The sequence below is a fragment of the Hyalangium versicolor genome (assembly GCF_020103695.1).
GTDB lineage: Bacteria > Myxococcota > Myxococcia > Myxococcales > Myxococcaceae > Hyalangium > Hyalangium versicolor.
Genome location: NZ_JAHXBF010000003.1, coordinates 291,160 through 317,593, shown reverse-complemented (window position 1 = coordinate 317,593; position 26,434 = coordinate 291,160). Strand labels below are relative to the sequence as shown.

At 66.7% G+C, this 26,434-nt stretch carries 17 protein-coding genes; all 17 read right to left on the bottom strand.

Features of this window, described 5'->3' with window-relative positions; genetic code table 11:
• Positions 1-5 precede the first annotated feature (5 nt).
• Positions 6-2,195 carry a hypothetical protein gene (locus KY501_RS07760; RefSeq protein ID WP_224362025.1) on the bottom strand — a complete coding sequence of 730 codons (2,190 nt, stop codon included), beginning with the start codon at positions 2,193-2,195 and terminating at the stop codon, positions 6-8.
• Complete coding sequence (locus tag KY501_RS07755; RefSeq protein WP_224362024.1) at positions 2,192-3,598, bottom strand: YncE family protein; 1,407 nt, start codon at positions 3,596-3,598, stop codon at positions 2,192-2,194. The genes KY501_RS07760 and KY501_RS07755 overlap by 4 nt, the downstream gene beginning before the upstream one ends.
• A 90-nt stretch (positions 3,599-3,688) precedes the next feature.
• Positions 3,689-5,800 carry a glycine--tRNA ligase subunit beta gene (glyS, locus tag KY501_RS07750; RefSeq protein WP_224362023.1) on the bottom strand — a complete coding sequence of 704 codons (2,112 nt, stop codon included), beginning with the start codon at positions 5,798-5,800 and terminating at the stop codon, positions 3,689-3,691.
• On the bottom strand, positions 5,790-6,791 hold the full coding sequence (glyQ, locus tag KY501_RS07745) for a glycine--tRNA ligase subunit alpha (protein WP_224362022.1): 1,002 nt from the start codon (positions 6,789-6,791) through the stop codon (positions 5,790-5,792). The genes glyS and glyQ overlap by 11 nt, the downstream gene beginning before the upstream one ends.
• 89 nt (positions 6,792-6,880) lie before the next feature.
• Positions 6,881-9,148 (bottom strand): serine/threonine protein kinase, encoded by a 2,268-nt coding sequence (locus KY501_RS07740; protein WP_224362021.1) that lies wholly within the window; start codon positions 9,146-9,148, stop codon positions 6,881-6,883.
• Between the two features lie 74 nt (positions 9,149-9,222).
• Complete coding sequence (locus tag KY501_RS07735) at positions 9,223-11,421, bottom strand: serine/threonine-protein kinase (RefSeq protein WP_224362020.1); 2,199 nt, start codon at positions 11,419-11,421, stop codon at positions 9,223-9,225.
• Positions 11,422-11,579: 158 nt separating this feature from the next.
• Complete coding sequence (locus tag KY501_RS07730; RefSeq protein WP_224362019.1) at positions 11,580-12,581, bottom strand: carbohydrate kinase family protein; 1,002 nt, start codon at positions 12,579-12,581, stop codon at positions 11,580-11,582.
• 20 nt (positions 12,582-12,601) lie between these two features.
• Entirely contained in the window at positions 12,602-13,336 is a 735-nt protein-coding gene (recO, locus tag KY501_RS07725; RefSeq protein WP_224362018.1) for a DNA repair protein RecO, read from the bottom strand.
• A gap of 8 nt (positions 13,337-13,344) precedes the next feature.
• Entirely contained in the window at positions 13,345-13,731 is a 387-nt protein-coding gene (locus tag KY501_RS07720) for a helix-turn-helix domain-containing protein (protein WP_224362016.1), read from the bottom strand.
• A gap of 13 nt (positions 13,732-13,744) precedes the next feature.
• The gene (gene tgl / locus KY501_RS07715) at positions 13,745-14,497 is read right to left on the bottom strand and encodes a social motility TPR repeat lipoprotein Tgl (protein ID WP_224362014.1); all 753 of its coding nucleotides are present in this window, start codon (positions 14,495-14,497) and stop codon (positions 13,745-13,747) included.
• 22 nt (positions 14,498-14,519) lie between these two features.
• On the bottom strand, positions 14,520-14,984 hold the full coding sequence (locus tag KY501_RS07710; RefSeq protein ID WP_224362012.1) for a social motility and stimulation tgl protein: 465 nt from the start codon (positions 14,982-14,984) through the stop codon (positions 14,520-14,522).
• Positions 14,985-15,007: 23 nt separating this feature from the next.
• Positions 15,008-15,691: a hypothetical protein gene (locus tag KY501_RS07705; RefSeq protein WP_224362011.1), complete on the bottom strand. Its 684-nt coding sequence runs from the start codon at positions 15,689-15,691 to the stop codon at positions 15,008-15,010.
• Positions 15,692-15,817: 126 nt separating this feature from the next.
• On the bottom strand, positions 15,818-16,552 hold the full coding sequence (locus KY501_RS07700) for a lytic transglycosylase domain-containing protein (protein WP_224362010.1): 735 nt from the start codon (positions 16,550-16,552) through the stop codon (positions 15,818-15,820).
• Positions 16,549-16,896, bottom strand: a complete 348-nt coding sequence (locus KY501_RS07695) for a phasin family protein (protein WP_224362009.1) — start codon at positions 16,894-16,896, stop codon at positions 16,549-16,551. The genes KY501_RS07700 and KY501_RS07695 overlap by 4 nt, the downstream gene beginning before the upstream one ends.
• 183 nt (positions 16,897-17,079) lie before the next feature.
• Positions 17,080-17,508, bottom strand: a complete 429-nt coding sequence (locus KY501_RS07690) for a hypothetical protein (protein WP_224362008.1) — start codon at positions 17,506-17,508, stop codon at positions 17,080-17,082.
• 184 nt (positions 17,509-17,692) lie between these two features.
• Complete coding sequence (gene rpoC, locus KY501_RS07685) at positions 17,693-21,910, bottom strand: DNA-directed RNA polymerase subunit beta' (protein WP_224362007.1); 4,218 nt, start codon at positions 21,908-21,910, stop codon at positions 17,693-17,695.
• A gap of 135 nt (positions 21,911-22,045) precedes the next feature.
• Positions 22,046-26,284 carry a DNA-directed RNA polymerase subunit beta gene (gene rpoB, locus KY501_RS07680; RefSeq protein WP_224362006.1) on the bottom strand — a complete coding sequence of 1,413 codons (4,239 nt, stop codon included), beginning with the start codon at positions 26,282-26,284 and terminating at the stop codon, positions 22,046-22,048.
• Positions 26,285-26,434: the final 150 nt, after the last annotated feature.

Genomic DNA, 26,434 nt, shown 5'->3' with positions numbered 1-26,434 from the left:
CCCAATTACTCGAAAGGTACCAGACCTCTGATGTTGGCGGCGTTGTCCACCAGGCCGCCGAGGGAGACCTGAAGAATGCCATCCGCCGAAGGATAGGCAATATAGGCAAAATCCGTATCTGCCACTCGGGTGTGCACCACGGGGCCAGGGAGTCGGTAGGCCGTCAGCCCAGCAGTCGTGGTAACAGTGTCCACATTGGCCGCAAAGGGCACGACGCCGGACACGGCCGTGATGATGAACTGATCACCCCGGGCCAGCTTGAGATCGTCCTTATCCTCCAGGTGGTCCAGGTGGAGTTCAGCGCTGATCGAGCGGAACTTCTCCTTTTCGTTATCTTTGAAGCCCTCGGGGTGGAAGTAGTAGCCGCCGGGAATGGGCAGCGTGTTCTTCTCCTCCTTCATCCGCCCCAGGTAGCCCTTGGCGTCGCTGTACACCACGAGCGGATATTGTGCGTCTGAATGATGCGCACCGGCCCGGACCGTGAAGCGCGTGGGATTGGGGCAATCGGCGGGAATGGGTCCAGTTTTGAGCACTCCGGCGGAGCGGGAGGTATCAGGCACGGGGCCGACCTGGGCCGTGCGCACCCGGAGTTCGGAGTCCTCGGGCGTGGGGCAGGCGCCCTCACTGTTGGACAGAGAGATGAAGTCCCCCACGCGGACCATGGAGAAGTCTTCCCCACTCCGAGGCGTAACGGCGTCGGCATCCACGTAGAAGAAGCAGTCGGTCCCCTCGCACCGTACCGTGGTCTCCGGGCCCGTCATGGTCACGGGCCGGTTCACGAGGCCCTGCAGTGCGCCCTCGTAAATGACACGGAAGGTGTCATCCCGGGTGGCCCCCTCCTCGACGGTGAGGCCAATGTAGTTAGCCGGCGTATTTCGGGTGGTCTTCGCCGCCCCGGTGCTGTCGACGATTGCCTGGCCCGTCGCCGCGGGCTTGCCGGTGGCGACCTGATTGCCTGCGCCATCATCGTAGGCCATGTTGAGATCGAACGAGCGCAGCTTGGCCGCATCGAAGATGTTGATCCGCCCATCCGAGGCCGGAACGATGCCGATCAGCGGACGGCGCTGAACGGTGCTCGTGCCGTCACAGCGGATCAGCACGTCAGCATCGGCAGCGATCGTCAGGCCGGTGGGCAGCGCCTGGCCCACCCGGATGGGGAGCATGGGAGACTCCGTGGAGTCCACGGCGAGCGCGCCGGTGCTGGCTTCGACGGCAAGGACGCCCGAGCAAGCCTCCTGGTCCAGCAGGGTACAGGCGCTTTCATCCAGCACTCCGAAGACGTACGTCCCCTCTTTGAGCGTCGTCACCGAGTGCGCCAGATCGACCTTCGGAGGGAGCGTGTCGTCGAGGTCGCAAATGGTCGTGCCCTCGCTCGTTTTGTCCAGGAGCAGGTTCGACACGGCGGCGTGCGTGGCCAGCAGGCGCACGGGTCCACCGAACTGGTACTCCACCAACTCCGCGCCGCTGACCGGGTCCAGCAGGTAGGTGCGATCGCCGCTGGCGGCGGTCACGGACGTCTTCCGCGTGGCAACGACGATGCGCTCCTGCCCCTCGGCAGCGGGCATCACGAGCAGCGCGGTCACGGACTGGTCCGTCAGCGGGGTGGTGAGCGGAATCTCCGTGGCCTGGGGCTGCTGCGCCATGGCCATGAGCGCCTCCGGTCCCTCCAGCTCCAACCGGAAGAGCTTCGAGCCAGACTCGTCCTGGGTGGCGAAGTAGAGAACGCTCTTGCCGCCCTTGGGAGCGCCGCGAGCCGCGAAGGCCGTGACGAACCCGAGCCCGCCCAGGCGTTTGGCCTCCTTGAAGTAGGCCTTCTCCCCCTCATCCGTCGTCTCCACCGCCGCCACCACGGAGATCTCCTCGGTGCCGGCGCTGCGAGCGTAGATATAGGGGCCGGTGGCCTCGCTACCGTCCGTCTCGTAGCGGATGTCCCGCGCCAGGTAGAGCGGCCGCCTCAGCACGGGGATGGCGAGCGGCTCGATGGGGTTGGGCGCCCGGACCCAGTCGCGGGGGCTGGCGGCGAGGTCCAGCACGCGCAGCTCGTTCCGGTCCGCGGAGGTGGCAAAGACATAGTTGCCGACGGCGGTGAGATCATACGTCCCGGACAGGCCGGCGGTCGTCTGGATGCTCTGCGTGTCGGAGCACCCGCTGAGGAGGCCTGCGCCGAGCGCGAGGCAAAGGAAGAAGTGCTTCAAGGCTCAGTCTCCTGCTGGCACGTGGAGGTTCCCTGCTTGACGTCGCGCCCCTGGCGCTTGCCAAGGTAGGCCACCAGGCGTGTTTCCTGCGGCCGCGCGATGTTGGGGATGTCGACCACGGCAACGCGTCCGTCGCCGAAGTTGGTGACGTAGAGCCGCGCCGACCCATTGTCATGCTGATCCACGGCGAGGCCGTAGGGCTGCCTGCCCAGGTCACCTACCTGCTGGACGACCTGATTCAGCTTCGTGTCGTAGAGGACCAGCACGCCCTGCGTCCGCGTCGTCGCGGTGCAGGTGACGGCGACAAGTTCGTCGCCCGGAGCACCGCGGCGCAGGACACTGAGGGCGCTGGCTCCGTCCGGCAGGGGCACCGCGTTCACCACCAGGAACGTCGGCCGGGCGGCGCTGGCGTTCTCCACGTCCACGATGAGCAGCGTGTCCGGGGCACGGGCCAGGATGTAGAGGCGGTCCTTGTCCCCACCCAGGGAGACACGCTGCACATCCCGCGCCTCCAGCGTCCGGTAGACGGCGCTCAACCCCGTTTCGAGGATGCGGGTGGTGTCCGAGCGGTCGATGAGGCGCAGCAGGAAGCTGGCCGGCTGGGAGACCTGGGCCGCCACGAATGAGCGGCCGGTGGTGTACACGTAGCGATCCCCGATGGCCGTCGCATGAGCGCCGCCCACCGCGAGGCCTCCCGAGGACAGCGAGATGAAGTCGGAGGCATCGATGCTCAGGGAGTCCTCGCCGACGTCCGGGATGTGGAGCACGTAACTGTCGAAGTTCGTGGCCGAGCGAGCGGGCGAGTCCGCGGCCTCGATGTGGGTCACCCACAGCTCAGGCTTCCCGTTCGAGGCGTCCACCGTCACCCCGATGGGGGCCGGAGCGCGGGGAAGATCGTCCTTCGAGTCGGGGATGTCGCGCGTGAGCGACAGCGCGCCGAGGATGCAGTTGCGGCCCAGACCGCCCACGCACTCGAGGTTCGTCTTCCCCTGGACGTTGATGGCGTGGAGGAAGTTCTCCTCGGCGCGGGAAGGGACGAAGAGGCGGGGCGTGCCGGTCGGCGGGTTCCACAGGGCCATCTGCCCCGCGAAGCTCTCGATCTGCACGGTGGCCTCGGGCGCAACCCGGAGATCGGTGATCTCCGCGGGCCCATCTGCACCTACAGGGGCGCCGATCTCGGGCAGACCCAAGGCATCCAGGTCGAGCGCGATGACGGCGCCCGTGTCGAAGCACTTGTCGAAGTTGGCGCTGGCCACATAGAGCGCGCCATTGGCGGAACCATCCACGGGACGGTGGACGATGCCGCTGGGGTAGACGAAGCGGTCGGTGGGGGGAGGCTGCGGTTCGGATTCCGCGGCACACCCCGCCCAGACCAGTGCGGAGATGAGGAGGAGGGGGCGCATTCGAGGGGGGCGGAGTGTAGGAACCACCCCTGCCCCGAGCAACTACAAAGGCACTCCCCTATTCCACAGCTGTCAGCCCGGCCGCCCTCCTCAGGCTGCCGCGGCGGCCTCAGCCTGGATCTTGGAGAAATCCGCCACCTGGTTGAACAGGGCGCCAATCTCGACCAGGAACCGGACGCGGTTCTCGCGCAATTCCTTGTCCTCGGCCATCACGGTGACCTTGTCGAAGAAGGTGTCCACGGCGGGCTTCAAGCCGGTGATCTCCTTGAGGGCGCCGGAGAAATCGTCCGCCTTGAGGTAGTCGGCCACCTTGCCGCGGGCCTGGGTGAAGGCGGCATGGAGGTTGCGCTCGGGGTCGTCCCGGAACTTCTCGGGGTTGGTCTGCCCCTTGGCCACGTCCTTGCCCTGCTTCTCCACGATGTTGACCACGCGCTTGAAGGCCACCGCCAGGGGGGTGAAGTCCGCACGGCCCACCAGGCCGCTAAGGGCCTCCAGCCGCTTGCGCGCCGCCACCAGGTCGTCGAAGCCCGCGGACAGCACGGCCTCCACCACGTCCGTGCGGTTGCCCTCCGCCCAGAGCGCCTTGAGCCGGCCGCGGAAGAACTCCAGCACCTGCTCGCGCGGGGCGGGCTCGCCGGCCTTGCGCTTGATGTCGCGGATCTTCGGCTCCAGCAGCTTGAGGGCCTCGTCCACCGCCGCGGACAGGGAGAAGCGGTAGCCGCGCCCCAGCACCACGTTGATGACGGCCAGGCACGCGCGGCGCAGGCCGAACGGGTCCGCCGCGCCGGTGGGCGCCTTGCCGATGGCGAAGATGCCGCACAGGGTGTCCAGGCGGTCCGCCAGGCCGATGAGCGCGCCCGGATCCTGCGTGGGCAGCGAGTCATTCGCGTTGCGCGGCAGGTAGTGCTCGAAGACGGCCAGGGCCACGGCCTCGGGCTCGCCGGCGGCGCGGGCGTACTCGCGGCCCATGACGCCCTGGAGCTCGGGGAACTCGCCCACCATGCCGGTGACGAGGTCCGCCTTGGCCAGGGTAGCGGCCTGCTCGATGGTGGAGCGCTGATCGTTCTTGCCCGTGCGCTCCGCCAGGAACACGGCGAGCGCCCGGAACCGGTCCACCTTCTCCGAGTAGCTGCCGAGCTGCCCCTGCCACACCACGCGGGCCAGCTTGGGCACGCGCTCGAGGAGGGGCGTCCGGCGGTCCTCGTCGAAGAAGAAGCGGCCGTCCGACAGGCGGGAGCGCAGCACGCGCTCATAGCCCTGGAGGGACAGCTTCTCGTCGCGCACTGGAGTGTTGGACACGGCGATGAAGCGGGGCAGCAGCTTGCCCTTGGCATCCGTGATGGAGAAGTAGCGCTGGTGGCTCTTCATCTCCTGCACGAGAACCTCGGCAGGCAGGTCCAGGTGCCGCTCCTCGAAGGTGCCCACCACGGGGTTGGGCAGCTCCACCAGGTTGGTCACCTGATCCACCAGGGACTCGTCCTCGAGGATCTGGCCGCCGGTGGCCTTGGCCGCCGCGCGCAGCTTCTCCTGCAACAGGGCCTTGCGCTTGGAGAAGTCCGCGATGACGTGCGCCTTCTCCAGCGCCGCCTCGTAATCGGAGGGACGGGCCAGCTCGATGGCGCCCGGGGCCAGGAAGCGGTGGCCGTGCGTGGTACGGCCGCTCTTCACGTCACCGAACACCACGGGCAGCACGTCCGAGCCCAGCAGCGCCACCAGCCACTGCACCGGCCGGGCGAAGGCCAGATCCACGTCGCCCCAGCGCATGGACTTGCGGAAGTTGATGCCGTGCACCGCCGCGTGCGCCGCCTCCGAGAGGATCTCAGCGGCCGGGCGGCCCTTCTCCTGAACCTTGGCGGACAGGTACTCACCCTTGGGCGTCTGGGTGCGGCCCAGCTCGCTCACCTGGAGCTTCAGCGACTCGGCGAACTTCGTCGCCGCCACCGTGGGCTTGCCCTCTTTGTCGAAGGCCGCCTTGGCGCTCGGGCCAAGCTTTTCGGTGGTGACGTCCTCGCCGGCATCCGCCACGTCCTTGACCAGGATGGCCAGGCGCCGCGGGCTGCCGAAGGTGCGGACCTCTCCGTGCTTGAGACGAGCGGCGGCCATGCGCTCGGTGAGGACGCGCTGGATGTCCTCCAGCGCGGGGAGGATGAAGGAGGCCGGGATCTCCTCCGCGCCCACCTCGATCAACAGATCACGCGCCACGAGCCACCTCCGCCTTCCCCGTCTTCTCCGCCTTCTCCACGGGCTTGTTGAGCTTCACGTGGTTCCAGTAGTCGCTGGCCGCCTTGCCCTCGAGCACCGGGGGCTGCTCGCCCACCGTCCACTGCGTCTTGAGCAGCGGGTAGCCCAGCCGCTCGCGCATCTGCAGGTAGCCCTCGGCGCACAGGCGGGCGTTGTCGCGCACGCGCTTGATGAAGTTGGCGCGCTCCGTCACCGAGATGGCGCCGCGCGCGTCCAGCAGGTTGAACGCGTGCGAGCACTTGAGCGCGTAGTCATACGCGGGCAGCGGCAGTTGGCGCTCGATGAGGCGCTTGCACTCCTTCTCGTACGCGTCGAACAGCGCGAAGAGCATCTGCGGATCCGACTCGTGGAGCGCGTACTTGCTCATCTCCACCTCGTTGGCGTGGAAGACCTCGCGGTACTTCACGCCCTTGACCCACTCGAGTTCGAAGACGCTCGGCACATCCTGCAGGTACGTGCAGAGGCGCTCGAGCCCATAGGTGAGCTCCGCGGCCACGGGGCGGCACTCGAAGCCGCCGCACTGCTGGAAGTAGGTGAACTGGGTGACCTCCTGCCCGTCGCACCACACCTCCCAGCCCAGGCCCCAGGCGCCCAGCGTAGGAGACTCCCAGTCATCCTCCACGAAGCGGATGTCGTGGGCCTGCGGATCGATGCCCACCAGACGGATGGACTCCAGGTAGAGCTCCTGCACGTTCTTGGGCGCGGGCTTGAGGATGACCTGGAACTGATGGTGCTGGAACAGGCGGTTGGGGTTCTCGCCGAAGCGGCCGTCCGCGGGGCGGCGCGAGGGCTGCACATAGGCCACGTTCCAAGGCTCGGGGCCAAGCGCGCGCAGGAAGGTGGTGGGGGCCATGGTGCCGGCGCCCACCTCGAGATCGTAGGGCTGGGCGATGATGCACCCTTGGCGGGCCCAGTGGTTCTGGAGCGTGAGGATCAGATCCTGGAAGTACATGGTCGGAGCGTCCCGAAATGCCTTGGCGAGAGCGAAGGCGAAGACGCGCGGACCCTAGTGAGGGGGTCCAGGACCGTCAAGGACGACCGTTACTGCGTGTACATCGGGAGGTCCGAAACCGTAATCGTGTACTTGTTGTCCTTGGCGACGATGACGGGAGCGGAGAACACCCGACTGTTGCCATCTGAATCGAGGATGCGCAGCCGATAGGTGCCCGCCTGGAGGGGGACCTTCACCAGCGGGGTGGTGCCCAGCAGCGTGTTGCCGTCGAACACGGCGGCCCGAGGCACGGTGTTGAGGGTGAGCAGGCCGATGCCGGCCTTCTTCATCTTCCGGGGATCCTTCGTGTCGAGCACCACGACCTCACCGTCGGGATTGTCCTCCACGGTGGTGTTGGGCTCCTGGGCCAACTGCGACTGCAGATCCTTGGGCTGGGTCGTCTGCGCCTGGGAATTCGTACCCTGTGGGTTGGAGGCCGTCGCTCCGGGCGACGCCTCGCTCCCCTTGGAGGGGCTCCGGGTCTTCGAGGTGCCCGACTTGCCCGTGGGCGAGCCGGCCTTGGCGATGGCTGTCCCCTTCCCCGGGGTCTTCGAGTCGCCGCTCTTCGAGTCCTCTTCGGCCTTGGCGTCCTCCGGAGGTGGCTCCGGGGTGCCAGGCTCGGTCGTGGGCTCGGTCGCAGCCTGGGCCGTCTCCGAGGGAGCAGTGGGAGCCGGGTCGTTCTGCGGCGGCTGCTCCAGCGGATTGGGAGGCCGAGCCTTCTGCGGAGGGGGCCAGGTCTGCGTATCGGGCGGAGGCGGAGGCGGGTTGAGCTCCAGTTCGTTCTTCACCCAGGCCACTGCGGAGTCGTACCCAGGCTTGAGCATGGCGCGGACAGGCTCCAGGTAGAGCAGCCCGCCAATGGCGCCGAAGAAAGCGAGGAGGAACAGGCGGCTGGCCCAGCGGGACTTCCCGCCCTCCTCATCGCTGGCCTTCGGGGTGTCCTGGGGCGTGGTGGTGCGCGAAGGACGGGGGCCCGCGTAGGAGTTGCCACGAGGCGCCGGGCGCGGCGGTGCCGGACGCACGGCCTTGAGCGAAGGCTGGGTGGAGCCGGCCTCATCCGCCTCGTCAACCTCGGCCTCCGAAGGGGCTGGCTCCGGCGCTTCCGGCCGGGCGCTCACCCGAGGCCGGGGAGTCCTGGGCGTGGACGAAACGGAAGCCTGCCCGGGGCTGCTCGGGGGCCTGCGCGGACGCGCGCCGGGCGTGCTGGGGCGCGGAGTGGGGCCCCCGTTGGGTGCGGAGCGCGGCTTGGGCGTCCGCTTCACCTGCGCGGTGGGAACGTTGTCCGAGGGCTCGTCCTGGAGGGCTCCGGCGGCCTCGCTGATACGGGCATCGTCTCGGCTGGCGTACTCGAGGAGCGCGCGCGTCTTCTGACGCTTGTCCGTGAAGTACTCCTCCATGAGCCCGGCCAGCCGCTCCTCGTCGAAGAGCTCCGGCCCCAGCGCGGTCTCGATGGCCTTGGCCATCTCGCGCCCGGTGGCGAACCGCTTGCTCTTGTCCCGGGTGAGCGCCTTCATCACCACGGCCTCGAGGGCCTCGGGCACCGCCGGGTTGACCTCGCGCGGTGGAGGGATCTGCCCTTCCGCGATCTGCATCATCATCGCGGCATCGCCGACGGCGTTGAACAGGCGCTGGCCGCAGAGCATCTCGTACAGGAGCACGCCAGCGGAGAACAGGTCGCTGCGCCCGTCGAGCTCGTGGCCACGCACCTGCTCGGGGGACATGTACCCGCCGGTCCCCTTCACCATGCCCACTGCGGTGCGGCCCAGGCGGCCCTTGGCCTTGGCGATGCCGAAGTCGATCACCTTCACCCCGCCGTCATAGGTGACCATGACGTTGCGGGGGGACATGTCGCGGTGGACCACGGCGACGGAGCGGCCCGTCGGATCGACGAAGTGGTGGGCGTAGTGGAGGCCCAGGCAGACGTCGCGGATCACCCGGGCGGCGAACCCGGCCGGCAGCGGAGCGTCGCGCTTGTCCGCGGCCTTCATGAGCTGCTCGAGGTTCTGGCCGGCGAGGAACTCCATGGCGAGGTACAGCTCGCCGTCCTCCTCGCCGAGATCGAACACCTGGCCGATGTTCGCGTGCGCGAGGGCCGCGGTGATGCGGGCCTCGTCCAGGAACATCTTCACGAACTCGTCCGTCTTTACGTCCGGCAGGATCTGCTTGAGCGCGACGAACTTGCGGAAGCCGCCCGGCCCCGACGTGAACGCGAGGAAGAGCTCCGCCATGCCTCCCACGGAGAGCCGTGTGAGGATTTGATACTTGCTGATGCGACGCCCCCGGTCGGGATCGTCCGCGGAAGCACCCTGAATCGCCATGCGAGGCCCCCCATGCTAGCCGCGTCTCCACACCGCGTCACGGGGTTGGACTGCCCTCCCCGCCTACCCGTTGGTTACTGCGGCGCCTCCTCATCGGTGGGAGGCGACTCCTCCAGCGGTTGGATCGAAGGATCCACCTCTGCTGGTCCGACATGGGGCTCCGGAGGCTCGGGGGCTTCCTCAGCTGGCGCCTTGGCGGCACGCCCCGCTGGTTTCCCCTGAATCACGGGAGTCCGTGCAGGCTTCGTCTGCGGTTCCGGAACGGTCTCCTCCTCTGCCGCCGGATCCGCCTCGGTCGGCTCCGCATCGGCCTCCGAGGGCTCTGCCGCGGTGTCGTCCACTGCGGGCTTCGCCACGGCGCGAACCGGCTTCCGAGGGGGGGCGTTCTGAATGGAGGCTGCGGAGGGGCCCTGCTTCTTGGGGCGCACCGTCTCCGCGGGAGCCGCCGGCGTATTCGCGGGGTCCCCCACAGCATCCTCGGCGCCGCTGCCCTGCGCGGGTGGTGGAGGCTCATAGGCCTCCTGCGAAGGCGGCGCGGGGGTGGGAGTGAGCACGGCCGGTGACTCAGGAGGACCTGGCACGGCCTGGGGATCGGAGTGCGAGAAGCGCTCGGAGGCCCACTGTCCGGCGGACGAGAACACGGAACCCATCCGGTCCCTGAGCGCCTCGGGCATGAAGAGGACCGCAAGGCCCACGAGCACGATGGCGCCGACGATCCACAACCCCCGCCGAGAGGGCTTCTGGAGTGCCATCAGGGCGCGCGAGACGCGGGACACCCGAGAGACCTCGGAGGTCTCCGAGAACTCGCCGTCGTCGTGCCGCGACCTGGACGCCGAGCCCGAGGGAGACTCCGTGGGGCCGAGCGTGAACACCCCCATCCTGGGATTGCGCCGGCCCTCGCGGGGATCGGACGCGGGGGGCAGCGTGGTCTCCGCCTCGGAGGGCATGCCGGGGATGGGACCGATCTGGGTGGGAGCGTCCTCCTCGAAGAGACTGGCTTTGCGGGACTGCGCCTCCGGGGGCGACCGAGCGGGAGCTGGGAATGGCCGGGCCCTGGCGGGGCCCGAGGGCGGGTCGCCTCCAGTTCCCGACTTGCGAGCCTGAGAGCGGCCGGAAAGCGCGGCCGGACGCCCAGCCGCGGGACGCGATGGGGGGTTCTGGTGAGACAGCGCCTTCACGGGCGCGGTGGGGACGAGGTCGCTGATCTCGTCCGCTCTGGGGGAGCCGCCACCAAGGGTCTTCTCATCATCCCGGAGCGCTTCGACGACCTTGCTGACGCGCTCATCATCGTGGCTGGCGTAGTCCAGGAGCGCGAGCGTCTTCAGGCGCTTCTCCGCGAAGAGCGCCTGCATGAGCTCGGCGACAGCCTCCTCGTCGAAGAGTTGGAGCCCCATCGCCGTCTCGATGGCCTTGGCCATCTCGCGGCCGGTGGCGAAGCGCCTGGCCGGATCCTTCTCGAGCGCGCGGACCACCACCGCGTCGAGCGCCTCGGGCACATCCGGGTTGAGGTCGCGGGGCGGAGCGACGTCGGCATTGGCGATCTGCCGCATCATCGCGTCTTCGTCGGTGGTGTTGAACAGGCGCTGGCCGCAGAGCATCTCGTGCAGCAGCACTCCGGCGGTGAACAGGTCGCTGCGCCCATCGAGCTCCTGGCCGCGCACCTGCTCGGGAGACATGTACCCGCTGGTCCCCTTCACCATGCCCACGTGGGTGCGGGCAATGCGGCCCCTGGCCTTGGCGATGCCGAAGTCGATCACCTTCACCACGCCGTCGTAGGTGATCATGACGTTGCGCGGAGCCATGTCACGGTGCACGGCCGCCACCTTGCGGCCGGAGGGCGCGGTGAAGTGGTGGGCGTAGTGGAGGCCCAGGCAGACGTCGCGGGCCACCCGGGCGGCGAAGCCCACGGGCAGCGGCCGCGTGTAGCTGGCCGCGACCATGACCTGCTCGAGGTTCTGGCCGGGCAGGAACTCCATGGCCAGATACAGCTCGTCGTCCTCCAGGCCGAGATCGAACACCTGGCCGATGTTGGGATGGGAGAAGGCCGCGGTGATGCGAGCCTCATCCAGGAACATCTTCACGAACTCGTCGGTCTTCACATCCGGCAGGATCTGCTTGAGCGCGACGAACTTGCGGAAGCCGCCTGGTCCCGAGGTGAACGCAAGGAAGAGCTCCGCCATGCCCCCCACGGACAGTCGGGTGAGGATCTCGTACTTTCCGATTTTGCGGCCGCGGTAGGGATCGGCCCCGGCGGAGGCATCCGGTCTGGGCATGAAAGGCCCCCCATGCTAGCGGCGCACATGGCTGCGGTCACGCCCCCTCGCCCGTTCGCCCTACAAAGGAGGGGGTACGGGCCGCCATTTCCCCGCCCGGATCGTAAATATCCACGAGGAAAGCCCGCTCCGGGTACGACGCAGCGAGCCACCCCGGCTCAGCGGGGGCGAAGATCCGCGGGCATGTGCTGGGCGACCTCGGCCGCGAGCGGAAGCCCGGCCACGGCGCCCAGGCGCTCCACGACGCGCGAGCCCACCACGCACGCGAAGGTGGCCAGCTCGGTAAGGGACTCGCGGGAGGCACCGAGCAGGGCCCGCGGGTCCGGATACCGGCGCGTCAACCCGAAGAGGAGGCTGGAGACGAAGCCATCTCCGGCGCCGGTGGTGTCCAGGACACGAACCGTGGGCGCTGGGACATGGACCACCTCGCCCCGCCAGAGGAAGGCGGCGCCCTTCTCTCCCAGGGTCACCACGGGCAGCGTGACCCCCATCCGGCTCAGGGCCTCCAGGGCGGCATGCGGGTCCTGGGTTCCGACGACGATCTCCATCTCCTCCTCGGACAGCTTCACCACGTGGCACAGGGGCAACAGCCGTTCGAGGATGCCCTTGGGCTCGCGAGGGTCCGCCCAGGCATGGAGGCGCAGGTTGGGATCACAGCTCACGAAGTTCCCGGCCTCGCGCACGCGCTCGATGGCCTTCTGGACCGCGACGCGAGCCTCGGGCAGGTGGAGCGCGTTGGAGCCCCAGTGAAACACCCGGGTCCGCGCGAGGAAGTCCGGATCCACATCCTGCTCACCCAGGAGGAACTCCGCCGAGCGTGTCCGGAAATAGGTGAAGCTGCGCTCCCCGCGCGCATCGAGCGAGATGAAGACGAGCCCGGTCCGAGCCTCCTTCGTCTGCCGCACGTGGCTCACATCCACGCCCTCGGCGGCAAGACGCTCACGCAGGAGGTGCCCGAACTCGTCCGAGCCCAGCACGGACACCAGCCCCGAGCGCGCTCCGAGACGGGCCAGCCCCACGGAGACATTGGCGAGCGAGCCCCCGATGCACGGGGACCACGAGGACACCTCGCGCACCCGGCAGCCGGACTCGGCGGGGAGGAAATCCACCAGCGTCTCGCCCATGCACACCACGTCGAGCCGCGGCGCCGAATCGGTCATGACCTCGCTCCCAGCCTGCGTCAATCGAGCCCGACCTGGGCCATGAAGTCCACGCTCTTGAGGCGCCGGCCGAGGTGGTGCGCGATGAAGACGTTGAGGATGCTGCGCGCCCTCGCCCTCAACTCCGGAGGCAGCGGGGTGCGCTGGCCTTCCTGCAGCGCGCGCAGGCCCGAGAGGAGTTCGGGAGGGATCGCCACCGACTCCCGGGCGCGGCCACTGCACGGCTCGCACACAGCGCCGCCATGGGACTGATCGAAGCGTGGGCGCTCACCGGGCACGCCGCCACACAGGGCGCACGCATCGAAGCGCGGCATCAGGCCCGCGTGAGCCAGAGCAGAGAGTTCGAAGGCGAGCAGCGAGGTGGGGCCTGCCTCCTTGGCATCCAGCCGGGCGAGATACTCCTCGAGCAGGGCGAACAGCTCCGGGTGGGGCTCATGGTCGCGCGTCAGCTCGCGGCACAGCTCCACGGAGTACAGGGCGCGGGCAATCAGCGCGAGATCCTGCCGGGCCGTGTAGTAGCCGGCCTCGATGTCGGCCGAGTCCAGGCGCACGGTGCTGCCGCGGGTCTCGACGATCTGGACGCGCAGGCGCATGAAGGGCTCGAGCGCACCTGCGAAGCGCCGCTTGCTCTTCCGAGCCCCCGCGGCGAACGCGGTGAGCTTGCCATGCTCGCGGGTGAGGAGCGTCACGAGCCGATCCGCCTCACCGTAGTCCATGGTGGACAGCACGAGCGCCTCGTCGACGAACCGCTCCATGGTCTCCCTCAACCCGCGAAGGGGCGCGGAAGCTTCCCGGTGGCCACGAGGAAGGCGTACACGCCAATGGCCAGGACGACCAGCATCATCGCCAGGCCTACCCACGCTCGCCGCCGCCGCTCGCGCTCAAGCGCCGCCGGAGTGGGCGCCGGAGTGGCCTTGTCCACCTCCTCGTAGCGCAGCACGGCCTCTTCGGGCGCCATGCCAATGACATGCGCGTAGGCCCGGATGTAGTTCAGCACGAAGATGCGAGCCGGCAGCCGCTCGAACTGTCCCTCCTCGAGCGCCGTGACGAGGCTGGGAGGGATCTTCGTCGCCCGGGAGATGTCCTCGCGCGACATGCCCCTCAGCTCACGCTGCTGGGAGAGGTATTTGCCGAAGTCGACGTGGTCCACGATCGCTCCCGGCTTACAGGTTCTCCCGCAGGCGGCGGCACTCTTCCTTCAGCGTCGGCTGGGTGGCCTTGGTCTCACACGTCTCCAGGCGCTCCTTCGCGGTATCCGCATGGCCCTGCTTGGCCAGGCACACGCCCTCGCGCAGGTACGCATCCGCCACTTCGGGGCACTGCTCGCGGTAGTGGGTGAACTCGTTGCAGGCCTCTTCGGTCTTCCCGGTCTGCTCGTAGATGAGGCCCAGGTTCTTGTAGCCCAGGCAGAAGTTCGGGTTGAGCGTCACCGCAGCCTTGATGTTCTCCACACCCTTCTGCGTGTCGCCCTTCTTGAAATAGGCCCACCCCATGTTGCCCTGGGCGATGAACGGCGTGGGGTACAGCATGTCGTTGAGCACCTGCTCGTAGAGCTTGATGGCCTCGTCATACTGCCCCTGATCCAGGCGGACGTTGGCCAGGTTCGTCCGAGCTTCGGAGAAGTTCGGGCGGATCTCGATGGCCTTCTCATAGTGCTCGATGGCCTCGGCCGGACGCCGGAAGGACAGGTGCAGCAGGATGCCCAGGGCGTTCTGCGCGTCCGCGTTCTCGGGATCGAATTCCACCGCGCGCTGGAACTCGCTCAGCGCCTCCTGGATGTTGCCGGCCTGCTGCGCCTGCACGCCCAGGTTGTAGCGGATCTCCGCGCTCTCCTGCTCTCTCTGCGTGGGGATGTGCTTGCAACCAGAGAGGACGAACGCGATCGCGAGGGGCCAGGCAAGAGAGACGCGGGGCATGGAGAGAACTCGGGGCTGGAAGTCAGAAGGCCGCCAGGAAGCGGCCCAGGGTGGCGGCGGCGTTGCGCTTCTCCTCGACCTTCTTGGCGACGGCCGGCACCTGCTTGGGGTCCCGGAAGAAGACGGGCAGCGTCCGCAGCAGTTCCTCCTGCGTCGGCTGCGGCAACGAGCGCCAGTTCGAGTTGTCCATCATGAAGCCCATGGACTCGACGAAGGCGAGCGCCTCGCCCTCCTCGCCCAGGTACTCCTCGAAGCTGGTGTTGCGCTTGCCAGAGACGTAGACCGCGCACTCGGCGGCCTCGGACAGGTACAGGTAGATGAACGTGGCGAAGCCCGTCGAACCGCGCAGGCCCAGGATGAACGCCTGCGCCTGTCCCGCCGGCTTGCCTGGGATGAACAGGTGCGGCGAGTTGAGCGACGTGTGGAGCGCGATCACCTGTTCGCGGCTCGCGGGCAACCCGCGATATCTCTCGTCGATATTGAACAAGGAACCGGCCGCCTCCTCGGGCGCTAGCGTGTGGTGAGGGTGAACTCCTCGGAATCGTCCTTCGTGTCCGCGGCCGTCCGCTGGAACTTGATGATCGCGTTGTCGATCATCACGTTGTCCCCACCGATGTTGCCCTCGCCAATGATGACCTTGAAGTAGTGCTGAGGCGAAAAACTCTTCCTGTCCCCCGCAGACACCTTGTGGGCACTGAACAGGATGGTGTTCTTCCCGGGCTGCAGGTAACGGGTGATCTCCGTGATGACCTGCTCCTCGTTATTCCGGAGTTTCCGGATCCACTTGGAGTTGATGTAGAGATCGAAGTCGTACTCGGTCATGCCGGGAACGGACTGATCCGTGACGAGCCAGTAGCGCTGGGTGAGCGACGGGGGTGCTTCTGGCCCGCGAGCAGGGGCCACGGGCGCAGGGGGCGCCACCGGAGCGGGAGCCGTCGCAGCAGGAGCCGGCGGAGGTGCCACGGGCGCTGGAGCCGGTTGGACAGCGACGGTGGACGTCGTCACCTTGTAGCCAACCGCCTCGATGTGGATGTCGCCCTTCTCGTCGATGCGGACGGTGGCCTTCTCGAACTTCTGGTTGGTGAGCCCATCGATTCGGACACCGTTGAGGTAGACCGATCCAGCAAGGGCCGAGGCGGGAGCCATCAGGGCCGCGAGCACGACGAGGGCGGCGGAAAAAATCGAGCGATACATGCGCGTCACTCCTGGAAATCCTCAAAGGTCCCAGGAACTTGCAACCCCATTAGCGTACCCTGAGGGACCGGACAAGGCGCGCGTACATGAATGTGAACGCGCTGGAAAGCCCGTCATTCACGTCGATCAGGGGTTGGGAATCTCCTCGCTGCCCTCCCTCTGAGCCAGGGCCCAGTCTCCTCCCAGCCCCTGCCCCTCTCGGAAGCGCCTGAAATCACGCCTCACCAGGCGGGGGTAGCGGCGGAAGCTCTCCACATCGCCATCCTTGATGGCCTTGCGGATGCGGGTGGGCCCGGCGTTGTAGGCCATGAGGGCGTATTCCAGGTCCCCACCGAAGCGCTCCTGCAGGTTGCGCAGGTAGCGAATCCCCAGACGCACGCAGAGTGCGGGATCAGCGGCCACCTCTTCGCGAGACAGCCGCAGGCCCTCCTTCTCGGCGAGGAAGTGGAGCGTGCTGGGCTTGATCTGCATCAGCCCGCGAGCCCCCTTCATGGAGAGGGCCTCCTCGTCGAAGTCGGACTCCACGTCGATGAGGGCGAGGATCAGCAGCGGGTCATACCCCGTCTTGCGAGCCTCTTCGGCAATGGCCTGGCCGAGCTGGCGGCGGAGCGTGAGACCGAGATCGGGGGCTCGCTTGGCCAGCACCGCGTCAATCAGGGCCGCGTCGTGCGAGGCAGGCTCCGCCACGGCCAGCGTGGGAACCACGGGAGCCAGAGCCGGCGCACTGAGCACGGGAACGATGCGAGCAGACAGCACGAGCGCCACACCCGCCAGCAACGGGAGCTTGGCGCATCCAGCACTAAAAGAGTGGAGCCGGGCCAGCCACTTGCCGCCCGGAGCCGCCGACTGCGGGGCCGTCACTTCTGCTGCCCCAGCGAGTCGATGCGCTCGGCCAGTCGCGTCAGCCGAGCCTCGAACTCCTGTAGCTCCTCACGTCGGGGGACCTTCAACCGGGAGATGGCTCCGCGCACGGCATCTTCGACGGAGTGCTCCAGGGCCTTGCGGTGACCCACGAGCCGCTCGGTGAACTCGCGAGCCTGGCGCTTCACCTCTTCCTGGCTCAAGCCAGCGGTGGAGGCGACGCGTTGGAAGGTGCGGTTCACCTCCTCCTCCGCGGTGGAGACCGCGAGGAGGGCCTGACTCCAGATGCGCTCAAAAGCTTCGGTGACGGTGTGCTTCTCTCGGGGGGCCTCAGGCTTGTCCATGTGGTCTCTCCGGGAGTACGCCCAAGCTGGAAAAGCCCGGGACTACGGAAAAGTTGGTAGCGAAATAAGCATACCGCCGCCTCGAAGGGAACGGCCGATTCCACCCTACCGTTCCCTTCGTTGACTGACCGATGGATCAGTGCGTCATGAACCTATTCGTTGACTGGCGGAGGGATCCGTGGATCACGAAGCGGAGACGCGGGAGCTGTTCCGGGAGGTGACCTTCTTCGCCGAGGGGGGCAGGAGCTGGTCGAGCTTCTTGGACAGGCGAGACAGCTCGCGGTTGAGCTCCTTCACCTGGGCCTGGCTGGCCACGCCCACCGCCTCCACCGCGCGCGTCTGGATGCCATCCAGGCGCTTGCGCAACTCGGAGCTGACCTGCGTGGCCTTGCGGCCCAGCTCCTTCACCTTGGGGTTCTCGAGCAGCGAGTCCGGGTTGATTTGACCTAGGAACTTCTCTACCTCGCGGGCAGGTCCGCGGCTGCGCGCCTTGAGGCTCTTGATCGCCTTCTCTGCCTCTTGCTCCAGGTCCTCGAAGCGCTTTTGGGCGCCCTCGAGTTGCTGCTTCACGAACGTCTCCAGGTCCCGCGCCTTGCCGTTGGTCGTCGCCATGGTTTTGCTCTCTTTAAGTAGAAAGTGAGGGTGTTCGATCGAGGATGACGTGCTGCGTCAAACCTAACGCGAGGCAACAAGCCCGTCAAGCCGCGAACGTTGGAGAACCAGCTAAAAACGAAACCGCCGCCCCAGCGAAGCCAGGGCGGCGGCGAAACTTCAGGCGATCAGGCTGCGGGAGCTGTTAGGCGGCACCCGTCGTCTGCGTGCCCTCGGAGCGAGCAGCCGGAGGCTGGATGGGGGCCGAGTCGCTGTGAGTGGCGGCCAGGGCGGCCTCCATCTCGTTGACCTCGTCGGTGGGGCTCTCCACCTCGATGTCGAGGTGGCGATAATTCGGCAGGCCCGTGCCAGCGGGGATGAGGCGGCCCATGATGACGTTCTCCTTGAGGCCGCGCAGGTAGTCCACCTTGCCGTTGATGGCGGCCTCGGTGAGCACCTTGGTGGTCTCCTGGAAGGAGGACGCCGAGATGAACGACTCGGTGGAGAGCGAGGCCTTGGTGATGCCGAGCAGCAGCGGCTCACCGACGGCCGGGCGCTTGCCCTCGGCCATGACCTTCTCGTTCTCCTCCTCGAACACCCACTTCTCGACCTGCTCGTCGACGAGGAAGTTGGTGTCGCCCACCTCGGTGACGCGCACCCGGCGCAGCATCTGCCGGACGATCGTCTCGATGTGCTTGTCGTTGATCTTCACGCCCTGCAGTCGGTAGACCTCCTGCACTTCGTCCACCAGGTAGCGCGCGAGCTCCTTCTCGCCGAGCACCTTGAGGATGTCGTGCGGGTTGGCGGCGCCATCCATGAGCGCCTCGCCGGCCTTCACGCGGTCGCCGGAGTGGACGCTGATGTTCTTGCCCTTGGAGATCAGATACTCCTTGGCCAGGTCGGTGCGCTGCTCGTTGTTCACCTCGGGGGTGATGATGAGCTTGCGCTTGCCCTTGGTGTCCTTGCCGAACGACACCACGCCGTCGATCTCCGCGATCGCCGCCGCGTCCTTGGGCTTGCGGGCCTCGAAGAGCTCGGCCACGCGGGGCAGACCGCCCGTGATGTCCTTGGTCTTCGTCGTCTCCCGAGGCACCTTGGCGATGACTTCGCCCGGGTGGATCTCGTCGCCGTCGTTCACGGTGATGATGGAGCCCTGGGGCAGGAAGTAGCTCGCGGGGTTCCTGGAGCTGGGCAGATCCTTCACGTTGCCCTGAGCATCGCGGATGGCGATGCGCGGGCGGGCCTCGGGGTCCTTGGACTCGATGACGGTGCGGCGGCTGAGGCCCGTGACTTCGTCGAGGGCCTCGCTCATCGTCACGCCTTCGATGATGTCATCGTAGCGCACGACACCGCCCACTTCGGTGAGCAGCGGGATGGCGAACGGATCCCACTCGGCCAGCAGGGTGCCGGGCTCGAGCCGCTGCGTCTCCTTCACGAGGATGCGGGCGCCGTAGATGACCTGGTAGCGCTCGCGCTCGCGGCCGGAGTCGTCGACGACGACGATCTCGCCGTTGCGGTTCATGGCCACCAGGGTGCCGTCGGTCTTCTGCACCGTGATGAGGCCCGCGAACTTCACCGTACCGGCGTACCGGTTCTCGAGGCTGGACTGCTCCGCGCGACGGGTCGCCGCACCACCGATGTGGAAGGTGCGCATCGTGAGCTGGGTACCCGGCTCGCCGATGGACTGCGCCGCGATGACGCCCACGGCCTCGCCGATGGACACCTTGCGACCACGGGCCAGATCACGGCCGTAGCACTCCACGCAGATGCCGCGCTTGGCCTGGCAGGTGAGCACCGAGCGGATCTTCACCTTGTCGAGACCGCTGTTCTCGATTCGGCGGACGCGCTCCTCGTCGATCTCCTCGTTGGCGCGGACCAGTGCCTCGCCGGTGACGGGATCGAGGATGTCGTCCAGGGCCACGCGGCCCAGGATGCGCTCGCCGAGCGGCTCGATGATCTCGCCGCCCTCCACCAGGGCGCCGATGAAGAGGCCGTCCATGGTGCCGCAGTCGTACTCGTTGATGATGGCGTCCTGCGCCACGTCCACGAGGCGGCGGGTGAGGTAACCGGAGTTGGCCGTCTTGAGGGCCGTGTCCGCCAGACCCTTACGAGCGCCGTGCGTCGAGATGAAGTACTGCAGCACGGAGAGGCCTTCACGGAAGTTGGCCGTGATGGGCGTCTCGATGATTTCACCGGAGGGCTTGGCCATGAGGCCACGCATACCGGCCAACTGGCGGATCTGCTGAGCGGAGCCGCGGGCGCCGGAGTCGGCCATGATGTAGATGGGGTTGAACGACGGCTGCTTGCGCGTCTCGCGCTTGCCGTCCTTGCCCTCCCCCGTCGCCTCCTCCTGGGAGATCTGCTGCATCATCTCGGCGGCCACCTTCTCGGTGATCTCCGCCCAGATATCGATGACCTTGTTGTAGCGCTCACCGTCGGTGATGAGGCCCTCGAGGTACTGGTTCTCGATCTCCGCCACTTCCTTGCGCGCGAAGTCCAGGAACTCCTGCTTCTTGGCAGGAATGACCATGTCCTTGAGCGCGATAGAGATACCGGCGCGGGTGGCGTTGGTGTAGCCGAGGCTGCGGATGCGGTCGGCCAGGAGCACCGTCTCCTTCTCACCGGTGAGGCGGTAGCAGAGATCGATCAGCGAGCCGAGCGACTTCTTGTCGAGCACCTTGTTGATGGCGTCGAAACCGACCTTGCGCGGCACGATGTCCCACAGCAGGACGCGGCCCACCGTGGTCTCCTTGCGCTTGCCGTCGATGCGGCAGACGACCTTCGCCTGGAGGTGGACTTCGCCGTGGTCGTACGCGGCGCGCACCTCCTCCGGCGACGAGAACACGCGGCCCTCGCCATTGGCGAACTCGCGAGCGCGAGTCATGTAGTAGATGCCGAGCACCATGTCCTGGGTGGGGACGATGATGGGCTTGCCGTGCGCGGGGCTGAGGATGTTGTTGGTGGACATCATCAGCACGCGGGCCTCCATCTGAGCCTCGATGGAGAGCGGCACGTGGACGGCCATCTGGTCACCGTCGAAGTCCGCGTTGAAGGCGGCGCACACCAGCGGGTGGAGCTGGATGGCCTTGCCTTCAATGAGCACGGGCTCGAAGGCCTGCATGCCCAGGCGGTGCAGCGTCGGGGCGCGGTTGAGCATGACCGGGTGCTCACGGATCACGTCCTCGAGGATGTCCCAGACCTCGGGGCGCTCCTTCTCCACCATCTTCTTGGCGCTCTTGATGGTGGTGACGTAGCCCTTCTCTTCGAGCTTGTTGTAGATGAACGGCTTGAAGAGCTCGAGGGCCATGATCTTGGGCAGGCCGCACTGGTGGAGCTTGAGCTCCGGGCCGACCACGATCACGGAGCGGCCGGAGTAGTCCACGCGCTTGCCGAGCAGGTTCTGGCGGAAACGGCCCTGCTTGCCCTTGAGCATGTCGGACAGGGACTTCAGCGGCCGCTTGTTGGGGCCGGTGATCGTCTTGCCGCGGCGGCCGTTGTCGAACAGCGCGTCGACGGCCTCCTGGAGCATGCGCTTCTCATTGCGGATGATGATGTCCGGCGCGTTCAGCTCCTGCAGCCGCTTGAGGCGGTTGTTGCGGTTGATGACGCGGCGGTACAGATCGTTCAGGTCGGACGTGGCGAAGCGGCCGCCGTCGAGGGGAACCAGCGGGCGGAGATCCGGCGGGATGACCGGGATCACGTCCAGCATCATCCACTCGGGACGGTTGCCGGAGGCACGGAAGGCCTCGGCGACCTTGAGGCGCTTGGCGTACTTCTTCCGCTTGGCCTCGCTGTTGGTCTCGCGCATGTCCTTGCGCAGGGCCTCGGACAGCTCCTCGATGTTGATGGACTTGAGCAGCTCGCGGACGGCCTCGCCGCCCATGCCGGCGGTGAACGAGTCCTCACCGTGCTCCTGGAAGAGCCGGTGCATCTTCTCCTCGGAGACGAGCTCGCCCTTGAGCAGCGGCGTCGCCTTGGGATCGAGGACGATGTAGCTCTCGCAGTAGAGGACCTTCTCCAGCTCCTTCAGGGTGATGTCGAGCAGGTTGCCGATGCGGCTCGGCAGCGACTTGAGGAACCAGATGTGGGCCACGGGAGTGGCCAGGGTGATGTGGCCCAGGCGCTCACGACGCACCTTGGACTGAATCACCTCCACGCCGCACTTCTCGCAAACGACGCCGCGGTGCTTCATGCGCTTGTACTTGCCGCAGTTGCACTCGTAGTCCTTCACGGGCCCGAAGATGCGGGCGCAGAACAGGCCATCCCGCTCCGGCTTGAAGGTGCGGTAGTTGATGGTCTCGGGCTTCTTCACCTCGCCATGAGACCACTGCCGGATCTTGTCCGGCGATGCCAACGCGATGCGGATGGCGTTGAACGAAAGCGGGTCCTTGGGCTTCTCGAAGAAGTTGAAAATGTCCTTCACGTTGCCTCCGAAAATCTCTCTTTAAGAGCGCCTGGGGCGCCCTGCCGTTGCGGAACTGCGCCGCCGCTCGACCAGACGCCCGCCCTCCAAGGGAGCGGGCATCCGGCGGGCGGCGCTGATGTGACTCCGCTGTGACTACGCCTCGGTACCCGTCTTGCGGTCCTCGCCGTCACCCCCGCCGAAGTCCCCACCGAACGAGCGCTGACGCTCGGGAGGAGCGCTCTCGAGCAGCTCCACGTCCAGGGCCAGCGACTGGAGCTCCTTGAGGAGCACGTTGAACGACTCGGGCAGACCGGACTCCAGCACGTTGTCGCCCTTGACGATGGCCTCGTACATGCGCGTGCGGCCCACCACGTCGTCGGACTTGACGGTGAGGAACTCCTGCAGCGTGTACGCGGCGCCGTAGGCCTCCATCGCCCAGACTTCCATCTCTCCCAGACGCTGGCCACCGAACTGGGCCTTGCCGCCCAGGGGCTGCTGCGTGACGAGCGAGTAGGGCCCGATGGACCGTGCGTGGATCTTCTCGTCCACCAGGTGGTGCAGCTTGAGCATGTACATGACACCGACGGTGACGTTCTGGTCGAACGGCTCACCGGTGCGGCCGTCGAAGAGCACCATCTGGCCGGTGCGAGGCAGGCGCGCCTCGTCGAACAGGGAGTGGATCTCCGTCTCGCGCGCGCCGTCGAACACCGGCGTGGCGACGTGGATGCCCTTCTTGAGCCGCTGGCAGAGGATCTTCACCTCGTCGTCGGGCAGCGTGTCCACGAAGTCGCCGAAGGCCTTGTCGTCATAGACGGTCTTCAGCTGCTTCTTGAGCTGCTCGCCGGAGTAGTTCTCCTCGATGTAGCGCTGGAGCTGCTCGCCCACGCCCTTGGCGGCCCAGCCCAGGTGCGTCTCGAGGATCTGCCCGATGTTCATGCGGCTGGGCACGCCCAGCGGGTTGAGGACGATGTCCACGGGACGGCCGTCGTCGAGGTACGGCATGTCCTCCTCGGGATGGATGCGGGACACCACACCCTTGTTCCCGTGGCGGCCTGCCATCTTGTCGCCCACGGCGAGCTTGCGCTTGATGGCGACGTACACCTTCACCATCTTGATGACGCCTGGCGGGAGCTCATCGCCCTTCTTGATGCGGGCGATCTTCTCGCCGAAGGCCAGCTTGACGGCCTCCTTGGTCTCCTCGAGGTTCTTGAGGATGTCGCGGATGCGGCCATCGAGCGGGTCGCCGACGGAGATCTCCGCCCAGTACTTGTAGGGCACGGTGGCGAGGAGCTCGTCGTTGAGGATGTCCCCCTTCTTCAGGAGGATCTTGCCCTTGTCATCCACGAGCTTGCCCTGGGCCTCCTTGGTCCGGAGCAGCGCGCGGATGCGGTTGTAGGCGCTGTCCTGGAGGACCTTGATCTCGTCGTTCTGGTCCTTGAGGAGCTTGGCCTCTTCCGCGGACTCGATCTGCTTGGCGCGCTCGTCCTTCTCGACGCCCTTGCGGCTGAAGACCTTGGCGTTGATGACGGTGCCGACCACGCCGGGGGGCACGCGCAGCGAGCTGTCGCGCACGTCGCCGGCCTTCTCTCCGAATATGGCGCGCAGCAGCTTCTCCTCGGGAGAGAGCTGGGTCTCGCCCTTCGGAGTGATCTTGCCGACCAGCACGTCACCAGGCTTCACCTCGGCGCCGATGCGGATGATGCCGCTCTCGTCGAGGTCCTTGAGGGCCTCCTCACCCACGTTCGGGATGTCGCGGGTGATCTCCTCCTTGCCGAGCTTGGTGTCGCGGGCGATGCACTCGAACTCCTCGATGTGGATCGACGTGAAGACGTCGTCCTTGAGGATGCGCTCGCTGATGAGGATGGAGTCCTCGAAGTTGTAGCCCTGCCACGGCATGAACGCGACGACCACGTTCTGGCCGAGCGCCAGCTCACCGGTCTCGGTGGCGGGACCGTCCGCGATCACGTCACCCTTCTTCACCCGGTCGCCCTTGCGAACGATGGGCTTCTGGTTGAGGCACGTGTTCTGGTTGGAGCGTTGGTACTTGAGCAGGTTGTAGATGTCGACCTCGGACGACACGTCGTTGAGGGCCGGGTTGGTGTCGGCCTTGACGACGATGCGGCTGGCATCCACGGACTCCACGGTGCCGTCGCGACGGGCCACGCAGGTGACGCCGGAGTCGCGGGCCACGATGGCCTCGATACCGGTGCCCACGAGCGGAGCGGAGGTGCGCAGCAGCGGCACGGCCTGACGCTGCATGTTCGAGCCCATGAGGGCGCGGTTGGCGTCGTCGTTCTCGAGGAACGGGATGAGCGAGGCCGCCACCGAGACGAGCTGGTTGGGCGACACGTCCATCAGGTCCACATCCTCGGCCTTCGGCTGGATGAAGTCGCCGGCGCGGCGAGAGGACACGGTCGGGTTGACGAACTTGCCCTTCTTGTCCATCTCCGCGTTGGCCTGAGCGATGGTGTGCTTCTCCTCCTCAAGCGCGGAGTAGAAGGCCACCTCACCCGTGACGGAGCCACCCTCGACCTTGCGGTACGGCGTCTCGACGAAGCCGAACTCGTTGACGCGGGCATAGGTGGACAGCGACGCGATGAGGCCGATGTTCGGGCCTTCCGGCGTCTCGATGGGGCAGATGCGGCCGTAGTGCGTCGGGTGCACGTCGCGCACCTCGAAGCCCGCGCGCTCGCGGGTGAGGCCGCCGGGCCCGAGGGCGGACAGACGCCGCTTGTGAGTGACCTCGGACAGAGGGTTCGTCTGGTCCATGAACTGGGACAGCTGGCTGGACCCGAAGAACTCCTTGATCACCGCCGTGACAGGCTTGGCGTTGATCAGGTCGTGCGGCATGAGCGTCTCGATCTCCTGGAGGCTCATGCGCTCCTTGATCGCGCGCTCCATGCGGACCAGACCGATGCGGTACTGGTTCTCGAGCAGCTCGCCCACCGCGCGCACGCGCCGGTTGCCGAGGTGGTCGATGTCGTCGATCGCGCCCTTGCCATTCTTGAGATCCACCAGGTAGCGGATGACCTCGAGAATGTCGCGCTTGGTGAGGATCTGCCCATCGAGCGGCTCCTCGATGCCGAACTTGAAGTTCAGCTTGAGGCGGCCGACCTTGGAGAGATCGTAGCGCTCGGGGTTGAAGAACAGGTTGCTGAAGAGGTTGGTGGCCGTCTCGGGCGTCGGAGGATCGCCCGGGCGCAAGCGGCGGTAGATCTCCATGATCGCCTGCTCGGAGGTCTCGATCTTGTCCATCATCAACGTCTCACGCAGGTACGGACCCACGTTGAGGTTGTCGATGAATAGGACCTTGAACTCCTTGATGCCGTACTTGAGCAGCTCCTCGACCTTCTCCTGGGTGACCTCCTGGTTGCACTCCAGGATGAGGTCGCCGTAGTTGGGCGAGTCGGGGTTCTCGTTCACCACGTCGTACGCGGAGACCTTGGTGAAGAGCTCGTCCGCGTCGATGGGGAGCGTCTTCATCTTGGCCGCCTCGAGCTTCTTGATGGCGGCGCGGGTGAACTTGCGGTTCTTCTTGACGATCAGCTCGCCCGTCTTGGTCTTGATGTCGCGGGTGGCGCGCTGACCCGGGAGCAGATCGAGCTCCACCGACTTCTCGAACTCGGTGGCGCTGTGCAGATAGATCGTCTCGGTGGCGTAGTAGTAGTTCAGGATCTCCTCGGTGGAGCCCTTGAACTCGAGCGGGTTCTTCTTTGCGGTATCGGACACCGCGCCCAGGGCGCGGATGAGCACCGTGGCCGGCAGCTTGCGGCGCCGGTCGATGCGCACATACAGCAGGTCCTTGTGGTCGAACTCGAAGTCGATCCACGAGCCGCGGTACGGGATGATGCGGGCGTTGTAGAGCAGCTTGCCAGACGAGTGGCTCTTGCCCTTGTCGTGGTCGAAGAAGGCACCCGGGCTGCGGTGCAGCTGGCTGACCACCACGCGCTCGGTCCCATTGATGATGAAGGTACCGTTCTGGGTCATCAGCGGGATTTCGCCGAAGTAGACCTCCTGCTCCTTCACGTCGCGAATCGACTGGGCGCCGGTCTCTTCGTCCTTATCCCAGACAACCAGGCGGACGACGACCTTGATAGGCGCGGAGTACGTCATTCCGCGCTGGTGGCACTCATCAACGTCGTACTTGGGCTTCTCCAGGTGGTAGCTGACGAACTCCAGCGAAGACGTCTCGTTGAAGTCACGGATCGGAAACACCGACTTGAAGACACCCTGAAGGCCGATGTCCTCACGCTTCTCCGGGGCGATATCGGCCTGGAGGAACTTCTCGTAGGACTGCTTCTGGATGTTGATGAGATTGGGAATGTCGATGATCTTCGCGATCTTGGCGAAGGTCTTCCGCACGCGGAAGTTGTTCTGGATCTGCGTCGGCATTCGTTCTCCGGGGACGGGCACTGCTCGGGCGGGCAAACTTCAGTAACGCGCGGCGGCGTCGGGAAATTTGGAATCTTCAAATGGGCAAAGCCGGCACCCCCTCCAGGGGAGCGCCGGCCTGCTCATCCGGTCAGGTAGACGCCTGGAATT